The organism is Desulfoluna butyratoxydans (genome assembly GCF_900699765.1).
GTDB classification, from domain to species: domain Bacteria; phylum Desulfobacterota; class Desulfobacteria; order Desulfobacterales; family Desulfolunaceae; genus Desulfoluna; species Desulfoluna butyratoxydans.
Map to the genome: position 1 here is coordinate 1 of NZ_CAADHO010000017.1, position 21,838 is coordinate 21,838.

General features: G+C 58.7%; 20 protein-coding genes. 19 read left to right on the forward strand and 1 reads right to left on the reverse strand.

The features are described from left to right. Positions 1–402: 402 nt before the first annotated feature. From MSL71_RS25670 to MSL71_RS25695, 6 genes are all read left to right on the forward strand, one after another. Positions 403–762, forward strand: a complete 360-nt coding sequence (locus MSL71_RS25670) for a DVU0772 family protein (RefSeq protein WP_180147170.1) — start codon at positions 403–405, stop codon at positions 760–762. 197 nt (positions 763–959) lie between these two features. Beyond that, positions 960–2,288, forward strand: coding sequence for an NAD(P)/FAD-dependent oxidoreductase (locus tag MSL71_RS25675; RefSeq protein ID WP_180147174.1), 1,329 nt, complete (start codon positions 960–962; stop codon positions 2,286–2,288). A gap of 35 nt (positions 2,289–2,323) precedes the next feature. Next, the gene (locus MSL71_RS25680) at positions 2,324–3,148 is read left to right on the forward strand and encodes a rhodanese-like domain-containing protein (protein ID WP_180147177.1); all 825 of its coding nucleotides are present in this window, start codon (positions 2,324–2,326) and stop codon (positions 3,146–3,148) included. Positions 3,149–3,425: 277 nt separating this feature from the next. Beyond that, the gene (locus MSL71_RS25685; protein ID WP_180147180.1) at positions 3,426–3,803 is read left to right on the forward strand and encodes a desulfoferrodoxin; all 378 of its coding nucleotides are present in this window, start codon (positions 3,426–3,428) and stop codon (positions 3,801–3,803) included. A 2-nt stretch (positions 3,804–3,805) separates the two neighbouring features. Then, positions 3,806–4,321 carry a ferritin gene (locus tag MSL71_RS25690; RefSeq protein ID WP_180147183.1) on the forward strand — a complete coding sequence of 172 codons (516 nt, stop codon included), beginning with the start codon at positions 3,806–3,808 and terminating at the stop codon, positions 4,319–4,321. A gap of 202 nt (positions 4,322–4,523) precedes the next feature. Continuing rightward, positions 4,524–5,471, forward strand: a complete 948-nt coding sequence (locus MSL71_RS25695; protein ID WP_180147186.1) for a phosphotransferase enzyme family protein — start codon at positions 4,524–4,526, stop codon at positions 5,469–5,471. A 453-nt stretch (positions 5,472–5,924) separates the two neighbouring features. Here the strand turns inward: MSL71_RS25695 and MSL71_RS25700 are convergent, their stop codons facing one another. Next, positions 5,925–8,093: a thioredoxin domain-containing protein gene (locus tag MSL71_RS25700; protein ID WP_180147189.1), complete on the reverse strand. Its 2,169-nt coding sequence runs from the start codon at positions 8,091–8,093 to the stop codon at positions 5,925–5,927. A gap of 675 nt (positions 8,094–8,768) precedes the next feature. Between MSL71_RS25700 and MSL71_RS25705 the strand changes: the two genes are divergently transcribed. The 13 genes from MSL71_RS25705 to MSL71_RS25765 all read left to right on the forward strand — a co-directional run bounded on the left by MSL71_RS25705 (position 8,769) and on the right by MSL71_RS25765 (position 21,787). Further along, positions 8,769–8,948 carry a rubredoxin gene (locus tag MSL71_RS25705; protein WP_180147192.1) on the forward strand — a complete coding sequence of 60 codons (180 nt, stop codon included), beginning with the start codon at positions 8,769–8,771 and terminating at the stop codon, positions 8,946–8,948. A 185-nt stretch (positions 8,949–9,133) separates the two neighbouring features. Further along, positions 9,134–9,763 carry a nitroreductase family protein gene (locus tag MSL71_RS25710; protein WP_180147195.1) on the forward strand — a complete coding sequence of 210 codons (630 nt, stop codon included), beginning with the start codon at positions 9,134–9,136 and terminating at the stop codon, positions 9,761–9,763. A gap of 609 nt (positions 9,764–10,372) precedes the next feature. Beyond that, positions 10,373–11,164, forward strand: a complete 792-nt coding sequence (locus MSL71_RS25715) for a TIGR02757 family protein (RefSeq protein WP_246317956.1) — start codon at positions 10,373–10,375, stop codon at positions 11,162–11,164. Between the two features lie 378 nt (positions 11,165–11,542). Then, on the forward strand, positions 11,543–11,830 hold the full coding sequence (locus MSL71_RS25720) for a hypothetical protein (RefSeq protein ID WP_180147200.1): 288 nt from the start codon (positions 11,543–11,545) through the stop codon (positions 11,828–11,830). 206 nt (positions 11,831–12,036) lie between these two features. Continuing rightward, entirely contained in the window at positions 12,037–12,948 is a 912-nt protein-coding gene (locus MSL71_RS25725) for an MBL fold metallo-hydrolase (protein WP_180147203.1), read from the forward strand. Between the two features lie 43 nt (positions 12,949–12,991). Further along, complete coding sequence (locus tag MSL71_RS25730) at positions 12,992–13,642, forward strand: class I SAM-dependent methyltransferase (protein WP_180147206.1); 651 nt, start codon at positions 12,992–12,994, stop codon at positions 13,640–13,642. 171 nt (positions 13,643–13,813) lie between these two features. Next, positions 13,814–15,406, forward strand: a complete 1,593-nt coding sequence (locus tag MSL71_RS25735) for an eCIS core domain-containing protein (protein WP_180147209.1) — start codon at positions 13,814–13,816, stop codon at positions 15,404–15,406. Positions 15,407–15,472: 66 nt separating this feature from the next. After that, positions 15,473–15,763 (forward strand): ssr3402 family protein, encoded by a 291-nt coding sequence (locus MSL71_RS25740; RefSeq protein ID WP_180147212.1) that lies wholly within the window; start codon positions 15,473–15,475, stop codon positions 15,761–15,763. Between the two features lie 76 nt (positions 15,764–15,839). After that, positions 15,840–16,454: a hypothetical protein gene (locus MSL71_RS25745; protein WP_180147215.1), complete on the forward strand. Its 615-nt coding sequence runs from the start codon at positions 15,840–15,842 to the stop codon at positions 16,452–16,454. A gap of 38 nt (positions 16,455–16,492) precedes the next feature. Beyond that, positions 16,493–17,323, forward strand: a complete 831-nt coding sequence (locus MSL71_RS25750) for a gluzincin family metallopeptidase (RefSeq protein ID WP_180147218.1) — start codon at positions 16,493–16,495, stop codon at positions 17,321–17,323. Between the two features lie 27 nt (positions 17,324–17,350). Continuing rightward, the gene (locus tag MSL71_RS25755) at positions 17,351–18,196 is read left to right on the forward strand and encodes an ion transporter (protein ID WP_180147221.1); all 846 of its coding nucleotides are present in this window, start codon (positions 17,351–17,353) and stop codon (positions 18,194–18,196) included. Positions 18,197–18,336: 140 nt separating this feature from the next. Beyond that, on the forward strand, positions 18,337–20,187 hold the full coding sequence (locus MSL71_RS25760) for a sigma 54-interacting transcriptional regulator (protein ID WP_180147224.1): 1,851 nt from the start codon (positions 18,337–18,339) through the stop codon (positions 20,185–20,187). Between the two features lie 370 nt (positions 20,188–20,557). Beyond that, positions 20,558–21,787: an NAD/NADP-dependent octopine/nopaline dehydrogenase family protein gene (locus MSL71_RS25765; RefSeq protein ID WP_180147227.1), complete on the forward strand. Its 1,230-nt coding sequence runs from the start codon at positions 20,558–20,560 to the stop codon at positions 21,785–21,787. Positions 21,788–21,838: the final 51 nt, after the last annotated feature.

A 21,838-nucleotide genomic window follows, 5' to 3' on the forward strand; every position in this document is an offset into this window, starting at 1 on the left:
CCCTATTCCCTATTCCCTATTCCCTATTCCCTATTCCCTATTCCCTATTCCCTATTCCCTATTCCCTATTCCCTATTCCCTATTCCCTATTCCCTATTCCCTATTCCCTATTCCCTACCTGATACACAGGTGTATCGACCATGTGTTGCATGGGGATTTGTGAAACACATAGCTCACTGTTAAATATGCTGTAAAAACGGTCTTGTATCTCTTTTTTATGGCTTTGGCACGGCTCTTGTAATGTATCTTGTCAACGGGCAAGGATGGCGGGTGCCACGCCTTGCAATGGACAGCCTGGACGGTAATGAAGAGCTTCATGGGGCCATCGGCTCCGGAGGGCAAGGCACGGGAACTTCGGGCCGGATGGGCATGGGATGAACGCCACGACACAGGAGGCGCCGAATGAAACGATTGGAAGAGCTTAAAAATGACCTCTCCCTGCTCAACAGCGTGGACTGGAACATCAACCCCGCCGCAGCGGTGGGACGTCATCTCGAGTGGGGCGCCGGCTGGTATTGCGACGAGCAGCGGGGCCGCGGAAGCGAGGACGAGTCCACCTATTTTGCCATCAATACCTGGGGTGAATATCCGGTGATCACCCTGGTGCACCGCAAAGGGTTCGATATGGAGGAGCTTGCCGTGTTCCGCATGCCCCCCAAGCTGGAGAAGGCGTTTATGAAGTCCATCAACAACCATCGCGGCATTTATGAACTGGACCCGAACATCAAAAGCTGGCTGAAAGATCAGCTCAATGTTCACTGATCAAGGCCAGGTGAAAGGGGCTCCCCGGCATGATCGGGGGCTGAGCCTGTATAAGAAAAAACGGATCTGATAAGGTGGGGCATCACGGCTTGTAAAAAGCCCGGTTTGCCCCACTTTTTTTCTTTTTGGCGTTTGTCTCCTGAAGCACGCACGTAGCGATCAACTGTTATCTATCTCAAAAACGGGAATCTGCGATTATGACGAAAGAGGTGATTATTGTCGGCGGAGGCTTTGCCGGCCTCAAGGCCGCCAAGGTCCTTGGCAACAAAGAAGGCATTCAGGTTACGCTCATCGACAAGGCCAACCACCATCTGTTTCAGCCCCTGTTGTACCAGGTGGCCACGGCCGGGCTCAGCCAGTCCGACATTGCCATGCCCATTCGGAGCATTTTATCGGAGTTCAAGAACATCAAGGTACTCCAGGGAGAGGTCTCCGGTGTGGACTTCGACGGACGCACCGTGATGACCGATTTCGGGCGATTGTCCTACGATCACCTGATCCTGGCCTGCGGGGTCCGCCACTGCTACTTCGGCAAGGAAACCTGGGAACCCCACGCACCGGGCTTAAAAACCCTGGAGCAGGCCCTGGAGATCCGGCGGCGCATTCTGAGTGCCTTTGAGGTGGCCGAGCGGGCCGAAGACGAAGCCGTGCGCCGTCGCGCCCTGACCTTTGTGGTGGTGGGCGGAGGCCCCACCGGCGTGGAGCTGGCCGGAGCCATCGGGGAGATGACCCGTTACACCCTGGGCCGTGATTTTCGCAACATCGACCCCAAACTCACCCGTATTATCCTGGTGGAGGCCGGAGACCGTATCCTTTCCTCCTTTCCCAAAAAACAGAGCAGCCGCGCCACCCGTGACCTCGAAAACTTAGGGGTCCAGGTCTGGACCAAGAGCCCCGTAAGCGGGATCCGTGAAACCTCCATTGAGGTGGGCTCGGAAAAAATCGAGACCATGACCGTGCTCTGGGCTGCCGGGATCACCGCAACGGACCTCAACCGGGGCCTTGGGGTGGAAACCGGGGTGCAGGGGCGCATCGTGGTGGACGCCTGCCTCAACGTTCCCGGTCGAAGGGACGTATTCGTGGCCGGGGACCAGGCCGCCTTTACCGATCCCTCGGGCAAGGTCCTTCCTTGTCTCTCGCCCGTGGCCATTCAGCAGGGGCAGTGCATTGCCGAAAACATCCTTCGGGATCAGGCGGGTGAGGCCATGGAGCCCTTTGATTATGTGGACAAGGGGCAGATGGCCACCATCGGCCGCAGTCGGGCCATCGTGGATTTCGGTTTTTTCAGGCTCCAGGGTTTCATGGCCTGGTTGACCTGGCTCCTGGTGCACATCTATTTTATCTCCGGTTTCAACAACCGCCTCTCCATCTTTTTGAAGTGGTGCCTTTCGTATCTCACCAACAAAAAAGGGGCTCGGATTATTTCTGGTGCAACGTGGCGATTTTTTGATACATTACCGAAAAGCAACCCGGGTGATGCATCCGGTGCCCCCTCAACCTCGACATCTTTCAAAAAAGCAGAGTAGTCCTTTCCCACCATTGAGCCCTTTCGGAGGCCCCCATGAGCGAAAACCGTGTTGTTGATGCAACCCCTGAGTCCGTCAAAGCGTATATGAGCGAGCATGAGGAGAGCGAATACCTCCTGTTGGACGTGCGGGAGCCCCAGGAGTACGAGCAGGCCCACATCCCCGGCGCCAGGCTTCTTCCCCTGGGGCAGCTGGAGACCCGCCTGGGGGACCTTCCCGAACACCGGGACATTATCTTTGCCTGCCGAAGCGGGGCGCGTTCGCGGGTGGCGGCCCACATGGCCGTGGAGAAGATGCCCCGGCACCAAAGCATCTACAACCTGGAGGGCGGGATCCTGGCCTGGCAGGGACATACCGTTACGGACTTTCCCCGGGTAAGGCTTTTGGTCCTCGAAGAGGGCATGCAGCAGACCCTCATGGCGGCCATGGACCTTGAAAAGGGGGCGTGGAATATCTATCGGCATATCCTTGAGGCGTACCCCGGCACCGCCCTGACCCGGACCATCGAGTCCCTTTGCCAGGCGGAGCTGGCCCATGCCAGGGCGCTTTACGACGCCTGGCAACGCCGGGAGGAGATTCCGCCCCGGTTCGAGGATCTGTTTGAGGGGCTCAAGGGCGAAATCCTGGAAGGGGGCATGCTCCTTGAGGAGGCTCTGCTTCGCCTGGAGAGCACCATGGTTCCCATGGACCTTGCCATCTATGAGCTTGCCCTGGACATTGAGTTCACCGCCTACGATCTCTATCGCTACGCCGGAGAAACCACCGGCGATCCCGCCTTGAAAGCCCTTTTCCTGGAGATCAGCGAGGGGGAGAAAAAACACATGAATACCATTGTGGGGGCCCTGGACACTGCTTTTTGAGGTGGCTTTCCGTGAGACACTTTTTGCGTCGGGTGTCTCATGGCCCGTATCGTCTCTTTGTTGCTTCCGAGCCCTGACGAATTCTGGGCCCGGACACCTTGTCATGAAATCAGTGTGTTGTCTCTTTTTTGTGCCGGCGACGCCGTGTGGCATGCTTATTGAAAAGATTTCCTGGGCAACAGGTTAAGGAAAGGGACCGAGCCCAAGGGGCTTGGCTCCGGCATGATCACATCCCTGCGGCGGATACAGAATCGGAAACGGAAAAGGAGACCCCACCATGATGAGGCGCAATCAACTCTACGCATGCGAGCACTGCGGCAATATCGTTGAAATCATTCAGGCTGGCGGCCCCACGGTAAGGTGCTGCGGGCAGGCCATGACCCTTTTGGAAGAGAACACCCGGGACGCCTCCCGGGAGAAGCATGTGCCCGTCGTGGCGGAGGCGGACGGGGGCATTCGCGTCTCCGTGGGCGAGACAGCCCATCCCATGACAGAAGAACACTGGATTCCCTGGATCGAGGTGACCCAGGGGGCAACCATCCTGCGAAAACACCTTCTGCCCGGTGAGAAACCCGAGGCGTTCTTCGCAGGGATCACAGGACCTGTGGTGGCCAGGGCGTACTGCAACCTTCACGGCCACTGGACAAGGGGGTAACCATGTTGAAAACAGAGGTTGAAGACGCACTGAACCTTCAGTTGAACCGTGAGATTTTTTCCGCGTATCTCTACTTTTCCATGTCGGCATGGCTGGGCAGCCGGAATTTGACCGGTTTCAGCCACTGGATGTACGCCCAGGGCGTGGAAGAGCTGACCCACTCCCAGAAGTTTTATGACTACATCCAGCAGCGGGGCGGCACGGTTCGTTTAAGCGCCGTGGAAGCGCCCAAGGCAGCCTGGGAATCTCCCCTGGCCCTGTTTGAAGAGACCCTGGAGCACGAGGTTTTTGTCACCGGGTCCATCAACGCCCTTGTGGACATTGCCCGTGACGCCTCGGACCACGCCACCGGGATTTTCCTCCAGTGGTTTGTCACCGAGCAGGTGGAAGAGGAAGAGAGCGTTGAGCAGGTCCTCCAACGGCTGCGCCTTGTGGGCGACAACCCCTCGGCCCTGCTCATGATGGACCGCGAGATGGCCGGACGCGCCATGCCTGCGGCAACCGCACCTGTTGAGTAGCGACGCGTACATTCAAAAGGCCAACCCACATTCCCATGACCGGACAAAGACCGCTTGCGAAAGCCGCATGCGGTCTTTTGGTTTGGATGGCCGCAGCCCCGGAGCATCGGCGAATCTGTTGCTCGCTTTCAGGCTCTGCCTGGGGGACGAAACCATACGAAGGGGGGCGTGGAACCGTGACCCAAAAACGAGATGAGAAACCATGGATGAGACAACGATAGAACAGGCTGCCCGGGCCTGGGGAATTGAAGGCGCGACGCTTTGCAATAAAGAAGTGCCTGCCGGGAGCCCGGAGCGCTCCCTGGGGCGCTGGGTGGTTGAAGGGAAGGAGGGGACCCGTTTTCTCCTGGAGCGCATCGACCCGGCAACAGCACCGAGAAAGCGGGAGATGGCAGGGTTTATGGGTGCCCTGGCCAAGGCCGGGCTTTCTGTGGCAGCACCCTGTGCCACCCAGGCCGGTGATTTTTTATCAACCCATGCAGGAAATCTCTGGCAGCTGACGCCCTTTGTGCAGGGGCTGCCCCTGGATCGGCCTGGGTACACACAAGAGGCCTGGCGGGGCGAGGTCCTGGCCGGGTTCCTGACGGATCTGCGCACCGCATCCGTTCCCCTTGCCCCCTCTTTTCCGGGGGCGGCCTTTGATCTGCCTGGGTACATCGATACCTTGACGGCAACCATCCAGGCACGGAGGCCCAAGGTGTCCTCCGCCCTTGACGAGGCCGTTCGTTACCTCTCCCATCGCCTCTACCCACACTGGTCTGGTCTTACCACGGCCCTGGCCCACGGGGATGTCCACGGCGTCAACATTCTCTGGAAGGAGAAGGGCATCGAAGCGGTCATCGACTGGGAGTTCTTCGGCCATAAACCCCTGCTCTACGATGTGGCCAACATGGTCGGCTGCTGCGGTATGGAGACCCCCGACGCCCTCCTTCACGGCCTGGTCCCCGCCCTGGTCCGAGCCCTTCGCCAGGCTGATTTTGCCGATGCAGCAAGCTGGAACCTTCTTCCCGAGTGCGTCATGGCCCTGCGCTTTGCCTGGCTCTCGGAGTGGCTCCGCAAAGACGACGCCGAGATGATCAACCTCGAACTCTCCTATATTTACCTGCTGATGGATAATCGAGAAAAATTGGTGGCGTCTTGGGGCATTTAAGAGGGGGCGCTACCCGACCATGGTGCACAGAGTGCACCCTAAGCGTCGTCGTTTAGCGATCCATAGTGCCATGTCCATGTCTTCGGTGGGCAAAGTCGATGGGATGAACCAGCCCCGTTGGAAGCCCCGTGGCCCGTAGGGTGCGTCCTACGCACCGAAACCGCAGGGCAACGCTCCTTGAAGCCGCCACTGCCACGATGTCCGGCCTGTCCTCAAAAGCGGGGGAAAAGTCCTCATGGGCGTGCTGCGTCGGCCACAGGGTACCCGGTCATGGTGCACAGAGTGCACCCACCGTGCCGTCACCTGAGCGATCCATCTCACCATTCTTATGCCTTCGTCCGGCGAAGCAGAAGGGCTGAACCAGCTCCATTGGAAGCCCCGTGGCCCGTAGGGTGCGTCCTACGCACCGAAACCGAAGGGCAACGCTCCTTGAAACAGCCTCTCCCACGATGTTCAGCTTTCCAAAACCGCCTTCCCGAATGCCCCCGGATCCGACACCGGGAGGCCGCATGTGCCCTCTTTACAGGGGTACAGGGTGGGGGCACCATCCAGAACGACTTTGCCCTTGGCCGCAGGCAGGTGTGCCTCCATGTTTTTTGTATCGTCGCCCTCCCGCAAGGGCGCTGTAACGGTATAGGGGGCGTACAAAGATGCCAGGGTACTTACGGCCTTGGTGTCTTTGGACGACGGTGTCTCCGGCAGGATCAGGAGCAGGGCCTTGGGGCCTGCCAGGTGAAAGTCCAGGGCCGCCACAAGGGTGGCATAGGGGGCCGGAGAACGGTCCGCTGCAAGGAAGGCTGAAACCGTTCCCAGGCCCTGGGTGAGAAGGGCCGCGTCTCCTGTGAGGGCGTAGAGCCTGAACAGGTTCATGGCAGCCACGCTGTTTCCCGAGGGCAGGGCGCCGTCTGTGCCTGGTTTTTCCCGGGTGATCAGGGCCTCGCCGTCGCTGCCGGTCATATGGTAGCCGCCCTTTTCCGAGGCAAAGAGGCGCTGGGTTTCGCCCTGGAGGTGAAGGGCACGGGTGAGCCAGGTGGCGTCGCCCGTGGCCTCGAAAAGGTCGATGAAACCTGCAATGACAAAGGTGTAGTCTTCTAAAAATCCCAAGGGCCCCAGGCCTTCCAGGCGGCTGCGGTGGAGTCTGCCGTCCCGGGTCAGGCAGGTCAGGACAAATCGTGCGGTGCGCTCTGCTGCGTCCAGGTACTTCTGGTTGCCAAAGGCGCGCCCGGCACGGGCAAAGGCCGAGATGGTCAGTCCGTTCCATGCGGCGATGATTTTTTTGTCGGTAAGGGGCGCTTGCCTTGCTGTTCGGGCTTGGCGCAGGATCTCCCGGGCGTTGTCCAAAAGAGCTTCAAGCTCTGCCACGTCCAGGCCGTGCTTTTTTGCGGTTTCCTTTACGTCCCTTCGGATGTGGGGAATGTAGCGCCCCTCGAAGTGGGGTACCCCGGTGAGGCTGAAGTGGTCCAGAACCGCTGCCCAGGAATCCCCGGGCAGGGCCGCGTCGAGTTCGGCCTTGCTCCAGGTAAAGAAGTATCCCTCTTCTTTGTGGCCGTCCGGCGTGAGGGAGTCGGCGTCCGTGGCCGAGTAGAATCCCCCTGCCGGGTCTTCCATCTCCCGCAAAAGGTAGGCCAGGGTGGCTTCGGCCACGGTTTTGAAACGCGGATTTTCCGTGGCCAGGAACCCTTCCACGTAGGCAGAGACCAGAAGGGCGTTGTCGTAGAGCATTTTTTCAAAGTGGGGGACCAGCCATTTGGGGTCGGTGCTGTAGCGATGGAACCCGCCCCCTGCCTGGTCGTGGATGCCTCCGTCGGCCATGGCTGTGAGGGTGTGCTCCGCCATGTGGCGGTACGCACCGATGCCTGTGCGCTGGTGGGCCCGCAAAAGGAGCTGGACGGGCAGGGTGGCAGGAAATTTGGGGGCGCCCCTGGTGCCGCCGAAGCTCGGGTCGTAGCTTTGGGAAAACAGGGCCACGGCCTTGTCCACCCACGCTCTGTCGGGCAGGGTCCCGCTCTCCTGACCGCCCCCCAGGCGGTCAATGGCCTGGGTGAGTTGGCTGGCGGAGAGATCCACCTTTTCCCTTTCCTTTTCATAGACCTCGGCAAGGCCCTTTAAGACGGTGAGAAATCCCGGGTGGGGCGGTCTGTCCCCGTCCCGGGCCGGAAAATAGGTGCCTCCGTAAAAGGGTTTGCCGTCCGGGGTCAAGAAGACATTCAGGGGCCAGCCGCCCCCGCCGGTGAGTACCTGCACCGCGCCCATGTATATGGCGTCGATGTCCGGCCGCTCCTCCCTGTCCACCTTGACCGGCACGAAATGGGTGTTCAGGAATTCGGCGATCTCCACGTCCTCAAAGGACTCTTCCTCCATCACATGGCACCAGTGGCAGGTGGCGTATCCGATGCTCACGAAAAGCGGGCGGTTCGTCTCCTTTGCCAGGGCCATGGCCTCTTCCCCCCAGGGGTGCCAGTTTACGGGGTTGTGGGCATGCTGCAAGAGGTAGGGGCTCTCCTCCAGAAAGAGCCGGTTCGTATAGGTTGCCGTGCCGTCGGGGTTCAGGTGTCGGGTGCGCGGAACGTACGCCGGACCTCGGGCTTTTGCTTTTTCTTTGATGCGGTCGTCAAGGCTCATGGCAGGTTTTTCCTTGGCTATGGGTGAAAAAGGCAGTCCCCCTTGCTCTCCGTGGTTCGAACAGTCAGGGTGAGAAGAGGCCCATGGTGACGACGGGCGTTGATGCTCGGCACAGGAGAAGCAAGGGATGCCAAAGTGGAAAAAACATGGACACCTTCATCATGGACTCGGGATCCACGCTGTTTCCCTCAGGGCGGTTCGGTTAGGGTAACCCCCGGGAATGTGTGTTGATCCCGAAACATGTGATCCGGCCACCTTGGCGGGGTGGGACCGCCTGGGAATAGTCCTGCAAGATGAAGACCATTGTCGCGAAAAATCGTGACGGCCGCTGACGCACCATTGACAGGGCAGCTTAACAGGCAGAGACTAAGGGGAATGCGTCGAAACTGTCCCGGAGAGAGCAGGCACATGAGACAGAATCATCTCATGATCTTCCCTGGTGACACCTCACCTTCCATGCCGCGCAGCTGATTTTACCATGATATGGCTCGAAATTTCAGAAGGATAATGCCTGCTTTGGGACCAGGGCTCGCAGATGGCATGCTTTTTGATATATTGTCGTCACTGTGAAGACCAGGGAATACGCCGGTGGCCCTGTTCCACGGCATGTTTTTGTATATTATTCATCGGTCCCGCCTGTTACGGCCCGGACCGCGATACCTGAAAGGAGATACCATGAGCCAGCCCCACGAAATGTACCAGTGCCAGATCGCCAACTGCGGATGCATCTACAACCCCGATAAAGGAGACAGAAAGGGCAAGATCGCCAAGGGAACCGCCTTCGAAGACCTGCCCGAGGACTGGAAATGCCCGGTGTGCGGGGCGAGTAAGAAAGCCTTTAAAGCATTGGGGTAAATAAAGAGGGCATAGGAAAAAAAGGTCGTAGATCATAGGGGAATAGGGAATAGGGAATAGGGGCGGCTGTTGCATCACGTCTCTTGCCGTGGGGTTGTTTCTCATGCACAGGGCGGATGCACGTTGTCCCGGCAACAGGTGAAACCTGAAAGGTTGTGAACCATTTCAACACGCAAGGAGGAACCATGGATTTTTCCGACGTTATTGCCACCCGCCGCGCAGTCAATCATTTTGACTCCAAACAAGATGTGCCGGATGCCCTGTTGAGAGAAGTCGTGGAGATGGCCGCCACCACCCCGTCGTCCTTTAACCTTCAGCCCTGGAGCCTCATGGTCCTGCGGGACGAAGAGGAGAAGATGCGGCTTCGCAAGCAGGCCATGGGCCAGGCCAAGGTGAGCGAGGCTCCGGTGACCCTCATCGTTCTGGCAGACCGCAGGGGCTGGGCCCCGGGCACCCCCTTTGCCGAGAAGAACTTCCAGGAGATGATCAAGGCCGGAACCATGACCGAAGACCGGCGGGACTGGTTTGCCAACGCCTGCACCAACCTCTACGGCACCTCCGAAGAGTCCCAGGTTGCCTTTGCCACCAAGAACACCGGTTTTTTCGCCATGGCCCTGATGCTCGCAGCCCGGAGCAAAGGCCTCCATACCCACCCCATGGATGGCTTCTCCCGGGAAGGCGTCATGAAAGAGTTCAACATCCCCGACCACTACTGGATTCCCCTTCTCATGGCCGTGGGTTATTTCAACGACGGAAAAGAACTCGCCCCTCCCAAATGGCGCAAAACCTATGATGAGATTGTTGTAAAATTTTAAAGAGAGAGTACCACCGGAAGCACCTGTGCCTATAAATGGTGTACGGAGTGAACCTTACGGTGTGGAATAAAGCCGCACAGGGGTGCGGCGCTCCACAGGCGAGGAAGAAAACCGGTTTTGACCGCATAAGCCGCCACCATTGGAAGCGCCGGGGCCCGTAGGGTGCGTCCCACGCACCGGAACCGAAGCGTAACGATCCTTGGAACGCATCCCAAAAACCAGGGCCGTTGGGTGTTCAATGATGGTGGGTGGAGTGCCCTGGCGGTGTTGCGGTTTGCGACCTTCGTCATGATGCCCCGGCCAGTTATGGACCAAGCGGTGATAAAAAAAGCCGCACAGGAGTGCGGCGCTCCACAGGCGAGGAAGAAAACCGGTTTTGACCGCATAAGCCGCCACCATTGGAAGCGCCGGGGCCCGTAGGGTGCGTCCCACGCACCGGAACCGAAGCGTAACGATCCTTAAAACGCATCCCAAAAACCAGGGTTGTTGGGTGCTCAACCATGGTGCACGGAGTGCACACGATGGGTGTGACGGTTGGCGATTACGGTTACGATGATCCGGCTTGCCATTGAAACGAAGGCAAATTGATAAAAACGAAGGACGGATTGGTTGAATAAAAAAGAGAAAGCCCTGAAAGCCCGGCTGGACGATCTGCATGACCGCTGGAACCGGCGCGAATACGTGAGCCCTGACCCCCTTGAGACCCTTTACGATTACGAGGATCCCATGGATCGCGAGGTGGTGGGCATGGTGGCCTCGGGCCTGGCCTACGGGCGTGTGGCCCAGATCCTCATCAGCGTTCGCAGGGTCCTTGGGCTCATGGGGCCGTCTCCCCGCGGATGGCTTCTCGACCGGGAGCCTGCCGACATCGAGGCGGCCCTGACGGGCTTTGTCCACCGCTTTACCAAGGACACCCATATGGCGGCTCTCCTCGTGGGCATCCGGGAGGCGCTCCTCACCCACGGCTCCCTGAAGGCGTGTTTTCTTGCCGGGTACGATGCCCGGGACAAGACCCTCCTGCCCGCCCTGTCTGCCTACGCAAAAAACATCAAAGGGAATCGGGACCTTCCCGGCCACCTCCTCTCCGACCCCGACGGCAAGAGCGCCTGCAAAAAGGCGAACCTCTTCCTGCGCTGGATGGTCCGGTGCGACGAGGTGGACCCCGGGGGCTGGCACGATGCCCTCCCTTCTGCCAAACTCATCATTCCCATCGACACGCACATGCATAAAATCTCCCTGGCATTAGGCCTCACCACCCGCAAAGCCGCAGACCTCAAAACCGCCGTGGAGGTGACAACCCGCCTCGGCCGCCTCTGCCCCGAAGACCCCACCCGGTACGATTTTGCCCTGACCCGCTTTGGAATCCGCGGCGAGTTGGAGCTGAGCGAATTGCTCGGGTAGCTTCCGCTTCTCAATTACTCGTACGGCGTGATCCGTTTCATAGTGAAAATATTGTGGGAAGGGTAGATACCTTTGCGCGTGGGTGTCCGGCACGGCTTCAGGCCGGGTTCCCGGGGGGGCGGGATTTGAAATATAAGAAAAGAGAGATGTACCTATTCAGCTATGCCTCCGGCGGGTCGCTTTTTTAAAAAAAGCTCCGCAAAAAACTTTTCTAACGCGGGTGCGAAAATGTCGAAATTGTTTCGGCGTAGCCTGGAAGACTTACTTAAGACCTGTTTGTCAAACCCGACTCATAAAATCGGGCAAAAGTTTGGCCCCCGGCAGGGCCGCCGGAGGCAATTTTGAGCTGAATAGTTACAGAGAGATAAGGAATCGATTATGGATGAGAAGGTGACGGTTTACAGGTTTGTGGGAGAAAAAGGCGAGAGCACAACCATCGAGGCTTATTTCAAGGGAGACAAGCTGGTGGTTCAGGGGTGCGACACAGGCGCTTCGGCAACCGGGGCGTTGGGGGACTGGGACTACGAGTACTGGCTCTATGCGGACAAGGCCATCTGCCCCGGCAATATCCTGGAGATTTTAAAAAGTGGTTTTCGTGGTTTTACGGCCATCAAGCAGTGGTTTGACGAGCAGCAGATTGGCTATGACGTCGTTTCCTATGCCTGAGTTTTCACGCCTGGATTTCTGGGTGCCATATACGTCACGTTGTCGACACAGGACCACATATGACCCCGTGTGATGCCGCATGCGATCCTTTGTGTGGGGTGCCGGATGTAAATTGCCCAAAACGGGGGGAATTTGATGTTCGGCATGGAACTTGATTCCGATACGTCCAGGCACAGCCCTTTTGTATGGTGAAGGGGCCGGGAGCCATGGCGCGGATCAATATCCGGGATCGCACACAGGAGGAGACAATGGACGCAGGCAAGGCAATATCCGGGAAAAAATATCACACCTGGGATGAGGTGTTTGAGGTGTCAACGCCCATGGCATTCAGGGCTCTCAACACGGGGACGATTACCTCCCCCCTGACGCCTTACACCCAGGCGGAGAGTATTCCGGCCGGTGTGGACACATCGAAGACCGTCTCCCACGCGGTGATGGCGTTTTATTTTCACCACCCGGAGAAGGGCGATATCCTCATAGACAGCGGGTTTGACAGGTCGTTTTACGAAAATCCCCCCTTTGGGAATTTGTCGCCCTTTGTCATCGATTTTCTCGAGGGCAACAGGGCCCGCTACACCCAGCAAAAAGATGAGGACTTAGAGTCCCGGCTTCGAAAAAACAATATCCATCCTACCCACCTCTTTTTGACTCACATGCACCCGGACCATACCGCCGGGATACCGGCCCTGTCTCCCTCGTGCAATATATGCTATGGAAAGAAGGAGAATTCGGCGCACTACCGCCTGATGACGGGGAGTCACCTGAAAGGAAAGGGGGATATCTCTCTTATTGATACCGATCCAGCTCCGGCGATTCCTCCGTTTGATCATGCGGTGGACCTGTTCGGGGACGGCTCTTTCTGGGCGCTGTCCACACCGGGCCACACAACGGACCATCTTGCCTACCTGATCAATGCGGAACCGTTCCCCATCCTTGTCGTGGGGGATGCGGAACTCTCGGCCTGGGGCATGACCCAGGGGGTGTTCATGAACTCCGATGGCGGGAAAGAAGGGCAGCAGGCCGTTCGGGAATCGGCAAATGCGATTCGCGGGTTTCATCGGATGTACCCCCGCGTGGCCGTGTGGTTTTCCCATGATGAAAAGCCCCTGGCCCCATGAGCGCCCAGACCTAATTACCCTGCAAAGACAGTAAGGAAGAATCATGGAAACAACAGCCCGCAGCCCCTGGGATACCGATTACAAAGGCACCGAACCGTCCCCTGTCTACGAGCCGCTCTGGCACATGCTCCAGCAGTTTCTGGGTGACTTTCCGGCGACATCGGTGCTGGATTTCGGATGCGGAGACGGTAACTATGCCTACCTCATGGCCGAAGAGGGGCTTCGGGTAACAGGGGTTGATATCTCGTTACGGGCCGTAGAAAAAGCCGTGGCCCTGGGCAACGCGCGGACGAACGGACGATGCCGATTCATGAGGCACGATTCCATTCCCGAGGACGTGCCCGACGGCTCCTTTGACGTGGTGGTGATGCTCAATGTCCTTCATTGCTTAACGTTAAAAGAACGGGTAGACTTACTCGTCAAGGCAAAGAGGGTGTTGAAACAGGGCGGGGTACTCTTCGCCAGCGTGCTGGACGTGGAGGACGAATCCTACCCGAGGCACGAATGGACGGAAATCGAGCCACATACCTTTGACGACGGCACCGGTAAACTCTTTCATTTTTATTCGCGGGAAGAACTGGCCGAAGAGTTGAAAGGGTTTTCCATTTCCGAGTGCGACATGCTTCGGAACATCCATCCTGATGTGGGAAGGCAAAGCGCCTTGTTTGTGGTGACTGCAACGAACAAGGGGTAAGGGCACGCATTCTGTGCCGTTTATCAATTGGGACTTGCTTCACACTGAAAAATATACAGATTCCATGGGAATACTTGCTGACGGTGGCGTTGAGGTACTCTCAACGCCAAGGGCGGGCTGAGACAATTCTGACAAACAGGCTTGTGCCTTTCGGGTGAAGGGAGACGTGCCATGCGTGTGTCGGCGGGAAAATCCAGGGCAGCGGAGGAGCGTACGGCAACGGCAACGGCAACGGTTACGGGTGCCGGTGTGCCACACCGGCCACATGCCGGGCCCTCCCTGTACGGCGGTCCGAACATCGCCTTGCAGCGGGCCCTTGGCAATCGGTCTGTGGAGAGACTGGCGCGGCAAGGCACCCATGCTTCCGTTCAGGCCGGGCTGAGGGTGAGTGCCCCCGGCGACGCCTGTGAGGGGGAAGCCCATCGCATCGCCGACGAGGTGGCGTGCAAGGCCTGCGAGGGCAGCACAGAGCCTTCCGTGGCCATCACCGGGCGGCCTGCCCCTGGCACCCCCTGGCTTTTTCAGGGGAAAGGCACCGAAGCGGTCACCCCCATTCCCCATGGCGGTGGAAAACCCCTGCCCGGAAAAACCAGGGCGCGTTTCGAATCCTCCCTGGGCCGGGATTTTTCCCGTGTCCGAGTCCACGCCGACCATAAAGCCGCCTTGTCTGCGGAGCGTCTGAACGCCGAGGCATATACTTGTGGCAATGATATTGTCTTTGCAAGGCAGCGATACGCCCCCGAGTCACCTTCGGGCCGCCACCTGCTCGCCCACGAACTCGTCCATGTGGCCCAGCAGCAGAGGGGCCCTGCACACCCCCAGGTGATCCAGCGCTCCTGCGCCAATAATTTTGCGGGCAACACCCCCCAGACCTGTCGCGGGAGCATCGATGTTCGGGCAGGGGAGATCTCCATGCCCAATATCTCTTTTTTTCACCTCTATGTGGTGTTCACCGACGCCAACGGCGACCCCTGGGCCATCCGGGGCGGCCCGGCAGGCGGGGGCCGGGGGTACGGCAACATCGTGACCAATTGCGGCGCCTACCGGCCGGGGTTCATCGATTACGACACCCGCTCTCCTTCGGTGACGGTTTATCAGGGGAACCAGGCGTGCACCAAGGCCCGGACCATGAAAAGCCACGCCAGGCAGATCAACGGCTGGAACATCCCGTATGCCCCGGACGGACCCAACTGCAACTCGGTTGTGGCCTCCATGCTGAGGAGCGCCGGGCTCCCCATGCGAAAGCCCAACGTGGCGGCCCCGGGATTCGACACGGTGCTGTCCCCCACCGGGCCGGTGAGCGCAGGGGGGCTGGGGGACAGGCGGCACCGGGTCTTTCTCCAGGTGAACAGCCTGGACCAGTTCCGCACCCTGGGTTTTGGCTACAGCATCGACACCTTTGAGGTGAGCGGCATCTCCTTTCCCCTGGTGCTCGGGGCCGAATACTCCATCGGAAACCAGGCTCTCCTGGGCAGGCTTGGCCTCGGGGTGGAGCTGCCTCTGCTCAACATCCCCACAACGCCTCTGGCGCCCACCCACCTGCGGCTGTCCGGCGGGTTCCAGGGCGGGGGCCAGCGTTCGGAAGAGGGGAGCGAACGGCGCATGGATACCCTTGTGGGCGGGTATTTCCAGGCCCAGCTCGGCCTGGACATCAGCCGGTTCCGGATCAGCCCGTTTTACAGGTTCAGCGCCCTGCGCAACATCAGCGACAGGACCACCACCAAGGCCCATGTGGGCGGTATCAACCTGGGGTTTACCTTTTAACGCAATGCGCTTCAAGCGCCCTTGGACAGGAGTGTCATGAACCGATTTCACAACGGGAGACGCCGGATGAAATGGATCGGTCTGTCGGGGATTGTTCTGGTTTGGGCATCTGTTGCCGTGGCTGCACTGCCACCCCAATACCAGAACATGAAGGACCTGGACGTGATGATGGACTATATCAAAAAACACCCCGAAGTGGCGGCCACGGTGACATCCATAGATTTGGAGACATACACCGTTTATTACGGCCAGGGGTGCAAAGCCGTCTTCGGACGGAAGGAAACGACAAAACCAAAAGGGTTTGTCGGACCGGCCGACCCTTTGGAGTTTAAGAAGCAAAGCTGCTCCGAACGCTAACCCGTCTATTTCACGAGCCGAGTGCACCCGTAATCCGGGTGAGGGGCGTATCCAATTAACCCACAAGGGGGAATGCATGAGCTATATCGATTCGTATGATCATGAGTACATCGGGTCCCTGGGCTATTTACCCATCTATCATCCCCTGGAGGAGATCGAGGGCGATGACTGGGGCGGCTATGATTTCAGCGCGTCCCCTTCGGACCTCATCCTGGGCGGGGGAAGCGGCGAGCACCCGGGCCTTGTGATCCATAAGCTGGAAAGCCCGGCGGCAAAGTTTCTGTACGATCAGCTCACCGAGGAGGAAGAGGAGACCCTGGCCGATGCCGAGCGGTCGTACCTCCTTGAGCTTTGCTACGCAGACGACGTCCTGGAGTTCTGCGACTGGTCCGTGCGGCAGTACGCCAACCTGGCTGCCATGGCAGCTTCGGAGACCTTCGGGGCTCCCCTGGGGGAAGACGAGTCCGTGGAGGACTGGCTGCGCAAATCCATCGGTGAGCTGGTCTATTACTCCCTGCCGGAGCTGAACCCCGAGCACGGAAAGCTGACGGAGATGTTCAGCCGCTTCAGCATCGATGCCACCATGCGCAATGTGCTGTGCGTGCCCCCGGGGTACCCCGCCTGCGGCGGTCGGAAGACCACCGACGGGGAGTCCACGTGGGGATATCACCGGTGGGGCGTGGCGCCCTGATGCGGGTTTGTGAAACAACGAAAGCACTGGTGTTCTGAATGATAAAAAAAGGTCTGATAGGTGTTCTTTTCCTGGTGTTGTCTGGCGTGGTGTACCTCTTCCTCTGGGGGTTTCTCTTTCCGTGGTCACCGGTGAAGCCCGGGTATGCCCACGAGGGGAACGCCCGGTGGTCGGTGTATTACCCCGAGGGTACGGCGCTGCCCGATGACTACGGGCATATCGGGGACCTGATGGAGGAAACCGAGGCCTTTCACCACCTGGCATACACCCATCCCGTGAAGGTGATCCTGTGCGCCACATCGGCGCAGTACCGCAGGTATTCGACCCAGCGATCCCATCTGTGCACCATGGGGACCGGGACGGTCATCTATGTCAACCCCACGGTAAAGGAGACAAAACGGGATATCCGAAGTTTCCTGAAGCATGAGTTGTCCCATGCCCTTGTTTTCCAGCACATGACCCTGCCCCATGCATTCAAGCTGAAGCGGTGGATCAGGGAAGGCCTTGCCGTGTACTACGGGAACCCCCACCATTACTACCAGGGCGATGCGTTTCTCTCCCTGGCCGTGGACAAAGGGTACTTTTTTGATTTCACCGGTGACGACGGGGAAAACCCTTCCCTGATCGGGCATATTCCCGCCGACCGGCGATACCTTTTTGAATACGCCGAGTACCGGTGTTTTGTTGATTACCTGATGACGCACTACGGTTCGGAACGATTTTTTGCCTTTCTGAACCTGGATATGCGTGCCCCAGAGGCTGAGAATGAAGCGTTCCGGCAGGTCTATGAGGTTGAGTTGTCGGCTGTGTTCCAGCAATTTAAACAAGAGGTGATGGCCAGGCACTGGCCGGGGCATTCTGATGCGTAGCCCTCGTCTTTTTATGGAGAATTGACAATGGCCGTTGCAAAAGAAGCGGTGCCGGGGTATCGACACCGGCTCCATGAGATCATCTTCGAAGCCGATACCCGGGCCGGGAAATGGTTTGACGTGGTCCTGATCGTCTCGATCCTGTCCAGCGTTCTGGTGGTGATGCTGGACAGCATTTCGGGCTTCAGCGCCCGTTACGGGTATTACCTCTACGGGTGGGAATGGGCCTTTACCCTGATGTTCACCCTGGAGTACATCCTGCGGCTGGCCTGTGTGAACCGGCCCTTGGCCTATGCGGGCAGCTTCCTGGGGATCGTGGACCTGCTGGCCATTTTGCCTACCTACATCAGCCTGCTGGTTCCCGGCAGCCAGTATCTCATCGTGGTCAGGGTCCTGAGGGTGCTGCGCGTGTTCCGGGTGTTCAAGCTGGTGAATTACGTGGGCGAGGCCTCGGTGCTGGTGCGGGCCCTGCAGTCGAGCCGTCGGAAGATCACGATTTTTCTCCTTACCGTGCTGACCCTGATGATTATTTTCGGCTCTCTCATGTACATGATCGAGGGCCCGGAGCACGGGTTCACCAGCATCCCCAGGAGCATCTACTGGGCCATTGTGACCATGACCACCGTGGGCTACGGGGACATCTCTCCCAAGACAAACGCCGGGCAGGCCCTGGCCGCACTGATCATGGTCATGGGCTATGCCATCATCGCCGTACCCACGGGCATCGTCACCTCCGAGTTGAGCCTGGCGGGCCAGAAGCGGGTTTCCACCCAGGTGTGCCCGGCCTGCATGGCCGAGGGCCATGACCCCGATGCGGTTTTCTGCCGGGTGTGCTCGGAGCGATTGAACCCGGAGACCGGCCGGGACACCTGACCCGGCTGCCATGGTGCCTCAACACTCTCCTTTGGATCCTCAGTAAATCAGTTCTTTAATTTCTAAATTATTTATTTTAGTATCTTCAGTTATCACGTCATTATCTGTGTTTTTCCATGATTTGATTTCTGGAGTGTGTGATGGCACAAGCGCCCAGTTATGAAGAGTTGGAGAAAGAACTTGCCTACCTCAAATTCAGGCTTTGCCAGCTGAACCCCGAGGAGCTTTTTTTTGAGGAGCGCAGTGCGCCCTACGAAACGGAAGAGCCCAAGCTGTGGGAGTGGGTGGCAGGGGAGGACAAAGCGGTGTGCAGCAGCGGCTACTATGCCATGCTGGGATACGCCCCGGATGAGCAGGACCCATCCCCCGGTATCTGGATCGACTATATCCACCCTGAAGACAACCGCGCCATCCGCAGAATCATGGCCCGGGTGCTGACCCAGCGAAGGGGGGCGGTGCAGGTGGCCTTTCGCCTCCGTGCCCGGGGCGGCGCCTATTACTGGACTCTCTGCCGGGGCACCCTTGATGAGAGCCCGGGCAGGCCCCTGCGTCTTTCGGGGCGTGTCTCCAGTATTTCGGGCAAAGAGGACTGGCAAGAGGCGTTTCTTGAGAGCCAGAGGCGCCATCAAACGCTTCTCCAGAACCTTCCCGGGATGGCGTATCGGTGCCGGGAGGTGGCGGCCAACGGCTGGGTCATGGAGTTTGTAAGCGACGGCAGCCTGGAGCTCACCGGCTATTCCCCCTCGGAGCTCATGGGCGACCGGGAGATTTACAACAGCCTTATCCATGAAGATGATCGCCCCCTGGTGTGGGACCAGGTGGAAAAGGCCCTGGGCCGAAAGCGGCGCTATGAGATCGTCTACCGCATCACCACGGCCACCGGCGGTGTTCGGTGGGTTTGGGAACGGGGCACGGGGGTTTTCGGCAACAGCGGTGAGCTGGTCTGTATCGAAGGGTTCACCATGGACGTCACCGCCCAGAAAACCATCGAGCAGGAGCTTCTGCATGAGAACCTGAGGCTCAAATCCCTGGTGACGGGGGAACCGGGGTTCGGGGAGATCATCGGAAACAGCCCGGCCATGCAGGACGTCTACGAGCTCATCGCAAACACCGCCGGGTCCCAGGCCAACGTCATCATCTACGGCGAGTCCGGCACCGGCAAGGAACTGGTGGCCCGGGCGATTCATAACCGCAGCAAACGCAGCAAGGGCCGATTTGTCTCGGTGAACTGCGGCGCCATCCCGGAGTCCCTTCTCGAGAGTGAGTTTTTCGGATGCAAGAAAGGGGCCTTCACCGGGGCCACGGCAGACCGGCCCGGCTACCTGGAGATGGCCGACGGCGGCACCCTGTTTCTTGACGAGGTCGGTGAGATCAACCTGTCCATGCAGGTGAAGCTGCTCCGGGCCATTGAAGACGGCGGGTTCACCCCCGTGGGGGGCCAGGAGGTGAAACGCCCCGATATCCGCATCATCGCAGCCACCAACCGAGATCTTGAAGAGCTGGTCAAAAAGCAGGCCATGCGTCAGGATTTTTTCTTTCGCATCCACATTGTCCCCATTTACCTTCCCCCTCTGCGCAAGCGGCGAAGCGATATCCCTCTGCTTATCTATCGATTCCTCGAAAAGTTCAGCGACGACAGCCACATCGCCACCATGCCCGAACATGTGATCCGCTCCATGCAGAATTATCACTGGCCGGGCAACGTGCGTGAGCTGCAGAACATGGTGCAGCGCTACCTCACCCTCAAGCAGGTGGATTTTATTGCCTCCACATGTCCCGAAAGCCCGGTGCCTGAAGATGGGGAGACCCTTGCCGTCTCTGTGGGCACGGAGAGCCTTTCAGAGGCCGTGGCACGGTTCGAAAAGGAGTTTCTCTTAAAGGCCCTGGAACGCCATGGCGGAAATCGGACCCATACGGCAAAGAGCCTGGGGGTGGGGCTCCGCACCCTGCAGCGACGGCTGCGTCAGCATGGAATCTCGCAAGGGGACTGAGGGCGCCAGGTATGACGCATGCGTCAGGATTGGCGGACCTGGGCCGTAACCCCTTTCAACACAAACTCTTTTTCAGGCAGTGCGTGCAACCGCGCCATTTTTGGCGCGGTTTTTTTGTCTCCGCCAAAAGGGGCGGTGGATTGAATAAAGCCTTTGTTTACAGGGTGTTGAACAGTGGGTGCGGCTGCTGGCACGACTCTGGCAATACCCAGAAGGCAGTTTCACCAAACGAGAGACGAAAAAAAGGCCAATTCGATGAAGGGGTTACCCCGGGTGATGCAAGGCCCTTTGTTTTTCGTCCAAGCCGTTTCACGGACACCCGTGAAGCCCATCATACGAGACTGTCTGAGCAACAAAGGAGATGTGACGCATGAACTTTATCGAGAATGTTCAAAACAAACCCATTGCCGTTTTGGGTGCCGGTGGCGTCGGCAAGGCTGTGGCCGGGGACTGCGTCCTGGCCGGGAACACTGTGCGTCTGTGCGACCTTCCCCCCTTTTCCGACCAGACCCTTTTCGGTGTGGAAAAGCAGGGCCTGAAGTTTTACGGCGATCAGCTCAACCTGTACGGGTTTGAACGTTCCGGTCGTGTGTTTTTTGACGGTGTGACAACGGATGTGGCCGAAGCGGTGAAAGGCGCGGGCATCGTCATCCTCACCACCCCGTCCCTCGGGCACCGGGCCTTTTTTGAAAAACTGATCCCCGCCCTTGAAGACGGCATGATCATCCACATCATTCCGGATAACTACGGATCGCTCCTGCTTCGAAAGATGATGCGTGAAGCCGGGTGCGACAAGAAGGTGATCATCGGCGGATGGTCCAGCTCCCCCTACGGAAGCCGGGTGGACATCAAGGGCGGGGTGGTGCTCCCCAGCATTCGCGCCTACTACCGCGCCATCACCCTTCGGGGGGCGTCCCTGCCCTCCCTGGACCAGGATGTTTTCCTGGAGTCCACCAAGCACATCGGTGCCTTTGATGCCATCACCAACGGGGATGGCGTTGCCGGGGGCGACACCGTCATGGACACCGGTTTTTCCAACGTCAACCCGGTCCTTCACTGCCCCGGCGTGATCCTGGGGGTGGGCGTCATGGAGAACTGGGGCGTTATCTACGGCGAAGAGAAGAACGACTTTTCCATTTACTCTCATGCCTATTGTCCCTCCATCTCCAAGGTTCAGTACGGGCTGTATGAAGAGCAGTGCGCCCTGGCCGAGGCCATGAACGTGGGCATCCAGTTTTTTGAGAAGAAGCAGTTTTTCTCCCGCGAGAACATCCTGGGCTGCGAGTACATGGGCCCCGATTACGAGATCCCCTTTGAAGAGCATGATTACATCCAGTACGGCACGGGGCCGTTCACCGTCCACAACCGCTACATCACCGAAGACATCCCCGTGGGCTGCCATGTCTATCACGAGCTTGGCAAGAAGTTCGGCGTGAAAACCCCCATCGTGGATTCCCTTATCAGCCTGGCCGGAGTCATGACCGAATCGGATTACTACGAGACCGGTTACACCCTGGACTACCTGGGAATCGGCCATATGAGCGGTGACGAGATGCTGGAGTACCTGCACAAGGGCACCTACAAGCCCCTGGAAGCCTAATCGCGAAGAGAGACAGGCCTGGGCCCCCCTTTTCCCCGGGGGCCCCAGGCG

Bases quoted from the DNA above. Each gene is read 5' to 3' on its own strand.
- MSL71_RS25670 (WP_180147170.1), top strand. From the start codon at position 403: ATGAAACGATTGGAAGAGCTTAAAAATGACCTCTCCCTGCTCAACAGC.
- MSL71_RS25675 (WP_180147174.1), top strand. From the start codon at position 960: ATGACGAAAGAGGTGATTATTGTCGGCGGAGGCTTTGCCGGCCTCAAG.
- MSL71_RS25680 (WP_180147177.1), top strand. From the start codon at position 2,324: ATGAGCGAAAACCGTGTTGTTGATGCAACCCCTGAGTCCGTCAAAGCG.
- MSL71_RS25685 (WP_180147180.1), top strand. From the start codon at position 3,426: ATGATGAGGCGCAATCAACTCTACGCATGCGAGCACTGCGGCAATATC.
- MSL71_RS25690 (WP_180147183.1), top strand. From the start codon at position 3,806: ATGTTGAAAACAGAGGTTGAAGACGCACTGAACCTTCAGTTGAACCGT.
- MSL71_RS25695 (WP_180147186.1), top strand. From the start codon at position 4,524: ATGGATGAGACAACGATAGAACAGGCTGCCCGGGCCTGGGGAATTGAA.
- MSL71_RS25700 (WP_180147189.1), bottom strand. From the start codon at position 8,093: ATGAGCCTTGACGACCGCATCAAAGAAAAAGCAAAAGCCCGAGGTCCG.
- MSL71_RS25705 (WP_180147192.1), top strand. From the start codon at position 8,769: ATGAGCCAGCCCCACGAAATGTACCAGTGCCAGATCGCCAACTGCGGA.
- MSL71_RS25710 (WP_180147195.1), top strand. From the start codon at position 9,134: ATGGATTTTTCCGACGTTATTGCCACCCGCCGCGCAGTCAATCATTTT.
- MSL71_RS25720 (WP_180147200.1), top strand. From the start codon at position 11,543: ATGGATGAGAAGGTGACGGTTTACAGGTTTGTGGGAGAAAAAGGCGAG.
- MSL71_RS25725 (WP_180147203.1), top strand. From the start codon at position 12,037: ATGGCGCGGATCAATATCCGGGATCGCACACAGGAGGAGACAATGGAC.
- MSL71_RS25730 (WP_180147206.1), top strand. From the start codon at position 12,992: ATGGAAACAACAGCCCGCAGCCCCTGGGATACCGATTACAAAGGCACC.
- MSL71_RS25735 (WP_180147209.1), top strand. From the start codon at position 13,814: ATGCGTGTGTCGGCGGGAAAATCCAGGGCAGCGGAGGAGCGTACGGCA.
- MSL71_RS25740 (WP_180147212.1), top strand. From the start codon at position 15,473: ATGAAATGGATCGGTCTGTCGGGGATTGTTCTGGTTTGGGCATCTGTT.
- MSL71_RS25745 (WP_180147215.1), top strand. From the start codon at position 15,840: ATGAGCTATATCGATTCGTATGATCATGAGTACATCGGGTCCCTGGGC.
- MSL71_RS25750 (WP_180147218.1), top strand. From the start codon at position 16,493: ATGATAAAAAAAGGTCTGATAGGTGTTCTTTTCCTGGTGTTGTCTGGC.
- MSL71_RS25755 (WP_180147221.1), top strand. From the start codon at position 17,351: ATGGCCGTTGCAAAAGAAGCGGTGCCGGGGTATCGACACCGGCTCCAT.
- MSL71_RS25760 (WP_180147224.1), top strand. From the start codon at position 18,337: ATGGCACAAGCGCCCAGTTATGAAGAGTTGGAGAAAGAACTTGCCTAC.
- MSL71_RS25765 (WP_180147227.1), top strand. From the start codon at position 20,558: ATGAACTTTATCGAGAATGTTCAAAACAAACCCATTGCCGTTTTGGGT.